The 11,757-nt window shown below is 60.8% G+C and carries 6 protein-coding genes; 2 read left to right on the plus strand and 4 right to left on the minus strand.

What is annotated here, in order from left to right; all coding sequences use genetic code 11:
• Positions 1–53 precede the first annotated feature (53 nt).
• The 4 genes from AC07N4_RS20015 to putP form a co-directional block, all read right to left on the minus strand.
• Positions 54–374 carry a hypothetical protein gene (locus AC07N4_RS20015; protein ID WP_096819877.1) on the minus strand — a complete coding sequence of 107 codons (321 nt, stop codon included), beginning with the start codon at positions 372–374 and terminating at the stop codon, positions 54–56.
• 335 nt (positions 375–709) lie between these two features.
• Positions 710–1,417, minus strand: coding sequence for a DUF4123 domain-containing protein (locus AC07N4_RS20020; RefSeq protein WP_493065934.1), 708 nt, complete (start codon positions 1,415–1,417; stop codon positions 710–712).
• A complete protein-coding gene (locus tag AC07N4_RS20025; RefSeq protein WP_493065833.1) occupies positions 1,407–3,422 on the minus strand; it encodes a type VI secretion system Vgr family protein in 2,016 nt (671 codons plus the stop codon). Before AC07N4_RS20025 ends, AC07N4_RS20020 begins: the two co-directional genes overlap by 11 nt.
• 227 nt (positions 3,423–3,649) lie before the next feature.
• The gene (gene putP, locus AC07N4_RS20030) at positions 3,650–5,134 is read right to left on the minus strand and encodes a sodium/proline symporter PutP (RefSeq protein WP_493065834.1); all 1,485 of its coding nucleotides are present in this window, start codon (positions 5,132–5,134) and stop codon (positions 3,650–3,652) included.
• 458 nt (positions 5,135–5,592) lie between these two features.
• Between putP and putA the strand changes: the two genes are divergently transcribed.
• Complete coding sequence (gene putA / locus AC07N4_RS20035) at positions 5,593–9,546, plus strand: trifunctional transcriptional regulator/proline dehydrogenase/L-glutamate gamma-semialdehyde dehydrogenase (RefSeq protein WP_493065835.1); 3,954 nt, start codon at positions 5,593–5,595, stop codon at positions 9,544–9,546.
• A 278-nt stretch (positions 9,547–9,824) separates the two neighbouring features.
• Complete coding sequence (locus AC07N4_RS20040; RefSeq protein WP_493065836.1) at positions 9,825–11,627, plus strand: acyl-CoA dehydrogenase; 1,803 nt, start codon at positions 9,825–9,827, stop codon at positions 11,625–11,627.
• Positions 11,628–11,757 lie beyond the last annotated feature (130 nt).

Genomic DNA, 11,757 nt, shown 5'->3' on the forward strand with positions numbered 1-11,757 from the left:
GGTTGGGGGCTGAGTGGGCGTTTGTTCCCACGCAGAGCGTGGGAACGATCGAGTCAGGACGGTATGGCGCGTAGGCGCTTGCCAATCACATCCAACACATCACAGCCATCGCGCAACGGAATCACGCAGAGCTGGGCGAAGTCGCTGAGGATGACGGAGTCGCACTCGACCGAGCCGCGCATGCACATGTTTTCCAGGACCTGGATGACCGCGCGGATGCGGTAGTTGGCGGCGTCCATCAGGATGTCGAGCGGGGCGTGGGTGTCGATGAACAGGGTGGGCATGTCGTTGCAGTTGCTGGTCAGCGCCATGAGGCGGTTGTTGGGGTGGGGGATGAAGGGTTCGTACGGTGGATCGGGTTTTAACGTCGACATATTGTTTGCACCTCGGCAGGTTAAGTGAGGCTGCCAACGACCTTCCTACAGGTTTGGGTGGCAGCTGTACGCGAGAGTAGGAAACTGAGGAACCCACCAAACTCAGCTACGCCGAAGCGTTCCCGCGCACAGCCGCCGCGAACGATGTTATGGACACACTTAAGTGCCGCAATCGAAGGACAGAGCTAATGCACGGTGAGTTTTCCAAGGGTTCCTACACCCTGTCACTACTCTCGCAGTGACAGCCAAAAGACTATCCCCGCACCACCATGCCCACCAGTTCACGCAAACCACCGCAACTCGCGGGAAACGTCCGAAGCCCTTGCCCGGAAATTTCACTCTGACTCGTCCCGTAAGTAGTCCAGCAACGCCGAATCCGAAGATTCGTCCGACGCCGAAACTTCAAAAAACCTGACAACCTTGCAGCGCAGGACATCGGCGGGGAATGCCTCGAACAATGCCGGATGTTCCTCGCTCAACCACTGCAAGGCATTGTTGATCCGGGCATCACCACCGAATTGCGTCAGCAGTTTTTCCGGCACCGACCACCAAGGAAATTCCCGCCCCGAGGCCTGTCCCCTGCCCCCGATCTCGACGGCCTGACCGTTGACCAACCCTCGCGAGAGGACCGGTAGAAGTTGCCCGGCCTCCACCTCGGGCGACTCAAGGATCGGCAACAAATACCGCCCATCCCAAAACCGAAAGAACACCGTTTTCCCGTCCGGCATCAGTACCTGAGTCAAACTGCGAAAATGCTCGACCACCACCTCAAGCCCCGCCGAGGACACTGCCAGCCAGCCCCAGTCCCGAGACTCCGTGGTCGCCACCCAATCCAGAAACTCACTGCCTGCGTCGACGATTCCCACGTAGGGCATCACCGCATCCCACTCGTGATAGATCGTTCCCGCCCAGACCGGCTTCGGCATCTGCGCATTCGACGGCCAGGTTTTCAGCGGGTCCACCGCACTCGCACGACTGAAAATCGCAAACAACTGCTCCGTCGCTTTCAGCGGCTCATCCTTCAACCATCGATCAGGCTGCACAGACACCGTCCTTGCAGCGCTCGCATTCTTCGCAGAACGGCGCGTCTCCCTTAAGGCTCATGATTTGCGCGGCAGTCAGAATCGCTGCCGGGGCCGCGACGAGTTTTTCCGGCAGCCCCGGCACTGTTGGTGCTGCACTCATCGCCGCCATCGGCGCACCACCCACCATAATCGGCACACTGCTGAAGATCCCGCCGGGACCGATGTTGATCCACTGCCCGCCCGCCTGAATCGTTGCGCTCGCGCCGCCGTCAATCACCACTTGCTGGCCGGCGCTGACGTGAAATTGCGCATTGGCGCTGAACGTCTGGTTGTTCACGCGGATATTACGGTCGCCGGTCACCGTGAGGTGATCATCCTGCTTTACCTCGGTCTGACGCTGACCGTGGGTGATGTGCTGCTCATCGGCCTTCAGCTCATGCTTGGCGAGGCCCGTGACAACGACGCTGCGCTGGTTGTCGACCTGCACCTGCTGATCATTCAACACATGCTGCGTCCAGTTTCGCTGGGCGCGCAGGTAGATTTCCTCGGCGCCTTTGCGATCCTCGATGCGCAATTCGTTGTAACCGCCGCCACCGGGACTGCTCTGGCTGCGGAAAATACTGCGGGTCTTGTCGGCCGGCAGGTCCAGCGGCACCGGCGTCGCCGCGTTCGGCAGGCAACCCATGACCAGCGGCTTGTCGGCATCGGAATCGATGAAACCCACCAGCACTTCCATGCCGACCCGTGGAATCAGCACGCTGCCATAACGGTCGTGGGCCCAACCGCTGGCGACCCGCAGCCAGCAACTGGAATGTTCGTTGAGTTCGCCGTCGCGATCCCAGGCCAGTTGCACCTTGACCCGGCCGTACTCGTCGCAATGGATTTCACTGTCTTTGGGGCCGGTGACCACGGCCGGTTGATAGCCAAGCATTCGTGGTTTGTCTGGCCCAAGAGCTGGACGGAAAAACACATCCCACGGCGTTGCAAGAAAGGCATTACGGTAACCTTGAGCATCCTCCCCATCACTGGTCACCAATTCCTCCAGCACTTGCGGCTGTCGGCCATAGTGCTCGATGGCTGTCAGCAACCAGAGGTCATTCCAATCCTGGCGTGGGTGTTCGGCCAGTTGCAGGAAGTGTCCGCAGGCCAGTGCGGATGCATCGCTGCGCCCCTCGACCTGCCGATAATCGGCGACATGTCGCTCAAGTGCGCGCTGAACCAGTTGCCTGCCGCTCTCGCGATCACTGAACTGGCCGGGAAAGTGATAGTCCTCCAGCACCGGGCGCTGTTCACTGTCGATGCCGCTTTGCATGTGCAGCAGCGGTTTCTCGAAGTTGTAGTCGCGCCGAGTGACAACACTGGTCCGCGTTTCCAGGCGAACGTTGAAGCGCTGGATCGCCGACGCCGTCCCGATCATGCCGCTGCCGGGCAGATACAAGACGGGCTCGGCCAGTCGTGGAAACACGGTCTGGTCATCGCCGAATACCAGAAAATGTCCGCTGGAACTGTGTTGAAAGTGGAAATGAATGCCCACCTCAGCACAAAGGCGCTGGATAAACGCCAAATCACTCTCGGCGTACTGCACGCAATATTCGCGCGCGGGGTAGTCACTCCCCAGTCGGAACTCGAAGGCGTCGCGCAGGATTGCATGATCCTTGAGGATCTGCGCGACGATCTGCGGAACCGTCTGATGCTGGAAAATCCGTTGATTGATCCGATGACCGAGATACATCAGACGCGGAACAAGGCTCAAGTGGTAGCGGGTCAGACGTTTTCCGGAATCCCACTGACCAATCTGATAAATCTGCCCGTGAACACCGTTACCTTGGGCATCAAAACTCAGAAACGCCTGACAATGCAGCAGGCTTTCCAGATCCAGATCCGGCCGCTCACTGACCAACTCCACCTCGAATCGATAGGGTTGGCTGATGGCTTCCTTGCCCGTGAACTCAAGGACTTTGAGATCAAACTGGGCGCCTTCGACGGTCAACGTGAAACGCGGTTGATTGGCAGGCGCGAACATCCGATGTCTCTCTGCAGATTGAGGGCGGGCGATTCTGCATGAGGGGCAAGGGGTGCAGGATGGGTGACCGGAAAATCAGATTTTCCCTACTTCAAATTTCGATCTCCCCTTCAATAATCGGCGTATTCGACTACAGACTTTTCCTTCAGAAAAACCACAGGCAATAAAAAACGGCCCGCTTCCTACAGGAAACGGGCCGTTTTCTTGTGAGCCTCAGCTCTTTCCCATCACTTGTTCAGATGGAAATCCTTCTCGGCCGCTTCAAAGCGCTGAACCATGCCGGTGCTCGGCTGGCCCAGCAGGCTGACGAAGTAGATCGCCAGGCTGGCGAAGATGAAGCCCGGGATGATTTCGTACAGGCCCAGCACCTCGAAATGCTTCCACACGATCACGGTGATCGCGCCGACCAGGATGCCGGCCAATGCGCCGTTGCGGGTCATCTTTTTCCAGATCACCGAGATCAGTACGACTGGACCGAACGCTGCGCCGAAACCGGCCCAGGCGTAGGACACCAGGCCCAGCACGCGGTTTTCCGGGTTGGCGGCCATCGCGATAGCGATCAGTGCAACCAGCAACACCATGGCGCGGCCGACCCATACCAGCTCGACTTGCGAGGCGGACTTACGCAAGAAGGTTTTGTAGAAGTCTTCGGTCAGGGCGCTGGAGCACACCAGCAACTGGCAGCTCAGGGTGCTCATCACCGCCGCCAGAATGGCCGACAGCAGGACACCGGCAATCCACGGGTTGAAGAGGATTTTCGCCAGTTCGATGAACACACGCTCGTGGTTCTCGCTCACGGGCATTGCCACGTCCGGGTTGGCCGAGAAGTAAGCGATACCGAAGAAGCCCACAGCCACGGTGCCGCCCAGGCACAGGATCATCCAGGTCATGGAGATGCGGCGGGCGTTGGCGATGGATTTCACCGAGTCAGCGGCCATGAAGCGCGCCAGGATGTGCGGCTGACCGAAGTAACCCAGGCCCCAGCCCATCAGCGAGATGATGCCGATGAAAGTGGTGCCTTTGAGCATGTCGAAGTTGCCAGGATCGTTGGCTTCGATGGCCAGGAACGTGGTGTCGACGCCGCCGGTGGCCAGCAGCACGATGATCGGCGTCAGGATCAGCGCGAAGATCATCAGGGTGGCTTGCACGGTGTCAGTCCAGCTGACCGCGAGGAAACCGCCGACGAAGGTGTAGGCAATCGTCGCCGCAGCACCGGCCCACAGCGCGGTCTCGTAGGACATGCCGAAGGTGCTTTCGAACAGACGGGCGCCGGCAACAATGCCGGAAGCGCAGTAGATGGTGAAGAACACCAGAATCACCACCGCCGAAATGATCCGCAGCAGGCCGCTTTTGTCTTCGAAACGGCTGGCGAAGTAGTCCGGCAGGGTCAGCGCATCACCGTTGTGTTCGGTTTGAACACGCAGACGACCGGCAACGAACAGCCAGTTCAGGTAGGCACCGACGATCAGGCCGATGGCGATCCAGCTTTCGGACAGGCCGGACATGTAGATGGCGCCCGGCAGGCCCATCAGCAACCAGCCGCTCATGTCGGAAGCGCCGGCGGACAATGCGGTCACCACGCTGCCCAGGCTGCGGCCGCCCAGAATGTAGTCGGATAGGTTGTTGGTGGAGCGATAGGCCATGAAGCCGATCAGCACCATTGCAGCGATGTAGATCACGAACGTGATCAGGGTTGGATTGCTTGCGCTCATTACGTACGTGCCCTGGCTTTGTTTTTATGTAGCGGCGGCGGTTGCACCGTTTGCAGACTGACGTCTGACAGACGATTCGCACGGCCGCGCATTTATGACCAATGTTTCCCCAGGAAAGCCATTGGCCGGTACACCGGGTTCCCCGGTTGCACCTTGGGCGCGAATCCTATGCAACAAAGCAAAACAGGTGCAACCAGTTTCTTGAGAATTAGTTGCACCTACGTCGTTTTTTCGACTGCAAACTGCCTATTTTGCACAGTTCCGGCGCAGTGACACCCCTCCATCTGCCTTGAAAGCACCTATCTAGAGCGGTCATCGCGAAGCTGAAATTTATTCCTGACAAGTTGCCGAATATTCCGACAAAAAAAGGGTTGCACCCGGTTGCACCTCTGCAAGCTCACGGCTAATCTTGCCGCCAGCTGTTGTCGCGCAACTGCGGCACCTATGAGGATAAAAATATGGCTACCACCACCCTTGGGGTCAAACTCGATGACCCGACCCGCGAGCGCCTGAAGGCCGCCGCAACCTCGATTGATCGCACACCGCACTGGCTGATCAAGCAGGCAATTTTCAATTACCTGGAAAAACTCGAGGGTGGTGCAACCCTGACCGAGCTGAACGGTTTGACCGCCAAGGATGCCGACGAGGCAGGCGAAGTCCACACCGATCACGCTCACCAATGCTTCCTCGAATTTGCCGAAAGCATCCTGCCGCAATCGGTGCTGCGCGCCTCGATCACCGCCGCTTACCGTCGCCCTGAGCCGGAAGTGGTACCGATGCTGATCGAACAGGCTCGCCTGCCGGCGCCGATGGCCGAAGCCACCAACAAACTCGCTGCCTCGATCGCGGAAAAACTGCGTAACCAGAAGAGTGCCGGCGGTCGTGCAGGCATTGTTCAGGGTCTGCTGCAGGAATTTTCCCTGTCGTCCCAGGAAGGCGTGGCGCTGATGTGCCTGGCCGAAGCGCTGCTGCGTATCCCGGACAAAGGCACTCGCGATGCACTGATCCGCGACAAGATCAGCACCGGCAACTGGCAGCCGCACCTGGGTAACAGCCCGTCGCTGTTCGTCAACGCGGCGACCTGGGGTCTGCTGCTGACCGGCAAACTGGTGTCGACCCACAACGAAGCCGGCCTGACTTCGTCCCTGAGCCGCATCATCGGCAAGAGCGGCGAGCCGATGATCCGCAAGGGCGTCGACATGGCCATGCGCTTGATGGGCGAGCAGTTCGTGACCGGCGAAACCATCGCCGAAGCCCTGGCCAACGCGAGCAAGTTCGAAGCCAAGGGTTTCCGCTATTCCTACGACATGCTCGGTGAAGCGGCGCTGACCGAACACGACGCCCAGAAGTACCTGGCCTCGTACGAACAAGCCATTCACTCGATCGGCAAAGCCTCTCACGGCCGTGGGATTTATGAAGGCCCGGGCATCTCGATCAAACTGTCGGCCCTGCACCCGCGTTACAGCCGCGCCCAGTACGAGCGCGTGATGGATGAGCTGTATCCGCGCCTGCTGTCGCTGACCCTGCTGGCCAAGCAATACGACATCGGCCTGAACATCGACGCCGAAGAAGCCGACCGCCTGGAGCTGTCGCTGGATCTGCTCGAGCGCCTGTGCTTCGAGCCGCAACTGACGGGCTGGAACGGCATCGGCTTCGTGATCCAGGCCTACCAGAAGCGTTGCCCGTACGTGATCGACTACGTGATCGACCTGGCTCGCCGCAGCCGTCATCGCCTGATGATCCGTCTGGTGAAAGGCGCGTACTGGGACAGCGAAATCAAGCGCGCCCAGGTCGAAGGCCTGGAAGGCTATCCGGTGTACACCCGCAAGGTGTACACCGACGTTTCCTACATCGCTTGCGCCCGCAAACTGCTGTCGGTACCGGAAGTCATCTACCCGCAGTTCGCCACGCACAACGCCCACACCCTGTCGGCGATTTATCACATTGCCGGTCAGAACTATTACCCGGGCCAGTACGAATTCCAGTGCCTGCACGGCATGGGCGAACCGCTCTACGAGCAGGTTGTAGGCAAGGTTTCCGAAGGCAAGCTGAACCGTCCGTGCCGCGTGTACGCTCCGGTCGGCACCCACGAAACCCTGCTGGCGTACCTCGTACGTCGTCTGCTGGAAAACGGCGCCAACACCTCGTTCGTCAACCGCATCGCCGACCAGTCGATTTCGATTCAGGAACTGGTGGCCGATCCCGTTGCGCAGATCGAGCAGATGGCGACCGTGGAAGGTGGTTTCGGCCTGCCGCACCCACGCATTCCGCTGCCGCGTGACCTTTATGGTTCCGAGCGCGCCAACTCCAGCGGCATCGACATGGCCAACGAACATCGCCTGGCATCGCTGTCCTGCGCCCTGCTGGCGACCGCGCACAACCACTGGAAAGCCGCACCGATGCTCGGTTGCGCCTCCAGCAACGAAGCGCCGGCACCAGTCCTGAACCCGTCCGATCTGCGTGACGTGGTCGGCCACGTGCAGGAAGCCACTGTCGAAGACGTCGACAACGCCATTCAATGCGCCCTGAACGCTGCACCGATCTGGCAGGCCACCCCGCCGGCCGAACGCGCCGCGATTCTGGAACGCGCCGCCGACTTGATGGAAGGCGAGATTCAGCCGCTGATGGGCCTGCTGGCTCGCGAAGCCGGCAAGACCTTCGCCAACGCCATCGCCGAAGTCCGCGAAGCCGTCGACTTCCTGCGTTATTACGCAGTGCAGGCACGCAACGATTTCAGCAACGACGCCCACCGCCCACTGGGCCCGGTGGTCTGCATCAGCCCGTGGAACTTCCCGCTGGCGATCTTCAGCGGTCAAGTCGCCGCCGCACTGGCCGCCGGCAACCCGGTCCTGGCCAAACCGGCCGAACAAACTCCGCTGGTGGCTGCACAAGCCGTACGCCTGCTGCTCGAAGCCGGGATCCCGGAAGGCGTGCTGCAACTGCTGCCGGGGCGCGGTGAAACCGTCGGCGCTGGTCTGGTGGGCGATGAGCGCGTCAAAGGCGTGATGTTCACCGGTTCCACCGAAGTCGCGCGTCTGCTGCAGCGCAACATCGCCGGTCGCCTCGACAACCAGGGCCGTCCGATTCCGCTGATCGCCGAAACCGGCGGCCAGAACGCGATGATCGTCGACTCTTCGGCACTGACCGAACAGGTGGTGATCGACGTAGTTTCGTCGGCCTTCGACAGCGCTGGTCAGCGTTGCTCGGCCCTGCGCGTCCTGTGCTTGCAGGAAGATTCCGCTGATCGCGTCATCGAAATGCTCAAGGGCGCGATGGCTGAAAGCCGTCTCGGCAACCCGGAGCGCCTGTCCGTGGACATCGGCCCGGTGATCGACGCCGAAGCCAAGGCCGGCATCGAGAAGCACATCCAGGGCATGCGCGACAAAGGTCGCAACGTGTACCAGGTGGCCATCGCCGATGCCGAGGAAGTCAAACGCGGCACCTTCGTCATGCCGACCCTGATCGAACTGGAAAGCTTCGACGAGCTGCAACGCGAGATCTTCGGCCCGGTGCTGCACGTGGTGCGCTACAAGCGTAAAGAAATCGACCAGTTGATCGCCCAGATCAATGCGTCCGGTTACGGCCTGACCCTCGGCGTGCACACCCGCATCGACGAGACCATCGCCAAGGTGATCGACAACGTCAACGCCGGTAACGTCTACGTCAACCGCAACATCGTGGGTGCCGTGGTCGGCGTCCAGCCGTTCGGCGGCGAAGGCCTGTCGGGTACCGGTCCGAAGGCCGGTGGCCCGCTGTACCTGTACCGTCTGCTGTCGACACGTCCTACCGACGCCATCGAACAATCCTTCGCTCGCGGTGATGCGGCCGTGGCACCGGACGTTCGTCTGCGCGACGCCCTGAGCAAACCGCTGGTTGCCCTGAAAGCCTGGGCCGACAGCAGCAAGTTCGCCGACCTGAGCACCTTGTGCGTGCAGTACGCAGCCCAATCGCAAAGCGGTATCACCCGCGTACTGGCCGGCCCGACCGGCGAGAAGAACAGCTACGCGATCCTGCCGCGCGAGCACGTGCTGTGCCTGGCGGACATCGAAGGTGACCTGCTGACCCAACTCGCGGCAGTACTGGCAGTGGGCGGTTCGGCGGTCTGGCCGGAATCCGACACCAGCAAGGCATTGTTCGCACGCCTGCCGAAGGAGATTCAGGCGCGGATCAAACTGGTTTCCGACTGGAACAAGGACGACGTGGTATTCGATGCAGTTCTGCATCACGGCCACTCCGACCAGTTGCGCGCGGTCTGCCAGCAGATCGCCAAGCGTGCCGGCGCCATCGTCGGGGTTCAGGGCCTGTCCCAGGGCGAGACCAACATTGCGCTGGAGCGCCTGGTGATCGAGCGCGCGTTGAGCGTCAACACCGCAGCGGCGGGCGGCAACGCCAGCCTGATGACCATCGGCTAACCCCCGCGCGATCGTTCCCACGCTCCGCGTGGGAATGCAGCCCTGGACGCTCCGCGTCCCATCGGTGCCAGGCTTGAAGTTGGCAGCGCGGCTGGAACGCGGAGCGTCCCTTGAGGCATTCCCACGCAGAGCGTGGGAACGATCAGCACAGCAACCTGAAAATGGGCGCCCTCACCGGCGCCCATTTTTTTGGCCTCTCCATCACCGTTATCAATCTTCCTATTCAGCCTTTATTCGCACGCCTAGACTCGGTCCATTCCAAAAAAAGGTAGGCCGCCATGTCCGAGACGCTGCTCAGTTCCCGCAATCTGGCTTTCGAGCTGTACGAAGTCCTCGATGCCGAGGGCCTGACCCGGCGCGAGCGGTTTGCCGAACACAACCGCGAAACCTTCGATGCCGCCATCGGCACGGCGCGCAACATCGCCGAGAAGTACTTCGCACCGCACAACCGCAAGGGCGACGAGAACGAGCCGCGCTACGAGAACGGTCAGGCGATTCTGATTCCCGAAGTGAAACCGGCGGTGGATGCCTTCCTCGAAGCCGGATTCCTCAACGCGGCGCGCAGTTTCGACGCCGGTGGCATGCAACTGCCTACATTGTTGTCCCAGGCCTGCTTCGCTCACTTTCAGTCGGCCAACGCGGCGTCGACCTCGTACCCGTTCCTGACCATGGGCGCGGCCAACCTGATCGAAAGCTTCGGCACCGAGGAGCAGAAGCAACGCTTCCTGCAACCGATGATCGATGGCCGTTTCTTCGGCACCATGGCCCTGACCGAACCCCATGCCGGCTCGTCGTTGTCGGATATTCGTACCCGCGCCGAACCAGCGTCCGACGGCACTTATCGCCTGAAGGGCAACAAGATCTTCATCTCCGGCGGCGATCACCCGCTCTCGGAAAACATCGTGCACATGGTGTTGGCCAAACTGCCGGACGCACCGGCCGGGGTGAAGGGGATTTCGCTGTTTATCGTGCCCAAGTTTCTGGTCAACGATGACGGCAGTCTCGGCAAACGCAACGACGTGTTGCTGGCCGGGTTGTTCCACAAGATGGGCTGGCGCGGCACCACGTCCACGGCACTGAATTTCGGCGATAACGGCGAGTGTGTCGGCTATCTGGTGGGCAAGCCGCATCACGGTTTGAGCTACATGTTCCAGATGATGAACGAGGCGCGGATTGGCGTCGGCATGGGCGCGGTGATGCTCGGTTACGCCGGCTATTTGTACTCGCTGGAATACGCTCGCGAACGTCCGCAGGGCCGGGTGCCGGACAGCAAGGACCCGACGACGGCGCCGGTGGCGATCATTCAGCACGCGGATGTCAGACGCATGCTGCTGACGCAAAAGTCCTACGTTGAAGGTGCGTTCGATCTCGGCCTGTACGCGGCGCGGCTGTTTGATGACACCACCACGCTGGAAACCGAAGCCGAGCGCAAACAGGCGCATGAGCTGCTGGACTTGCTGACGCCGATCGTCAAATCCTGGCCATCGGAGTTCTGCCTCAAGGCCAACGAACTGGCGATCCAGATTCTCGGCGGCCACGGTTACACCCGCGAATACCCGGTGGAGCAGTATTACCGCGACAACCGACTGAACCCGATCCACGAAGGCACCCACGGCATTCAGTCGCTGGACTTGCTGGGACGCAAACTGGCGCAGAACGGTGGCGCCGGGCTCAAGCAACTGATCCGCCTGATTGCCGACACCGCCGAACGCGCGGTGGCGTACGAATCGTTGACCGCATTGCGTGAGCCGCTGGAGAAACTGGTCGCACGCCTGCAGAGCGTGACCATCGGCCTGCTGACGGATCTGGCCCAGGGCAAGGTCAACAGCAGCCTGGCGAATTCGGCGTTGTACCTGAAAGTGTTCGGGCACACGGTGATTGGCTGGCGCTGGCTGGAGCAGGCGATTCGCGCCGAGGAAGGGTTGGCCAAGGGGAATGCGGCGGATGCCGACTTCTATAAGGGCAAGTTGCAGGCGGCGCGGTATTTCCTGACGTGGGAAGTGCCGGGTTGCCATCATGAGCTAGCGTTGCTGGAGGTGCGGGATGATACGTGTCTGGGGATGCAGGATGCGTGGTTCTGATCATTAACCGAGCTGGGCCCCTTCCCCTCACCCCAGCCCTCTCCCGGAGGGAGAGGGGGCCGACCGCATAGTTTTGCGAGGTACATCGACCTGAACGACCGAGTCGATTATGGATTCAACGCCGATCCTT

The sequence above is a fragment of the Pseudomonas sp. GW821-FHT09E04 genome (assembly GCF_059416185.1).

Excerpts from the sequence above, each read along its gene's own strand:
- AC07N4_RS20015 (WP_096819877.1), bottom strand. The coding sequence starts at position 374 with ATGTCGACGTTAAAACCCGATCCACCGTACGAACCCTTCATCCCCCAC.
- AC07N4_RS20025 (WP_493065833.1), bottom strand. The coding sequence starts at position 3,422 with ATGTTCGCGCCTGCCAATCAACCGCGTTTCACGTTGACCGTCGAAGGC.
- putP (WP_493065834.1), bottom strand. The coding sequence starts at position 5,134 with ATGAGCGCAAGCAATCCAACCCTGATCACGTTCGTGATCTACATCGCT.
- putA (WP_493065835.1), top strand. The coding sequence starts at position 5,593 with ATGGCTACCACCACCCTTGGGGTCAAACTCGATGACCCGACCCGCGAG.
- AC07N4_RS20040 (WP_493065836.1), top strand. The coding sequence starts at position 9,825 with ATGTCCGAGACGCTGCTCAGTTCCCGCAATCTGGCTTTCGAGCTGTAC.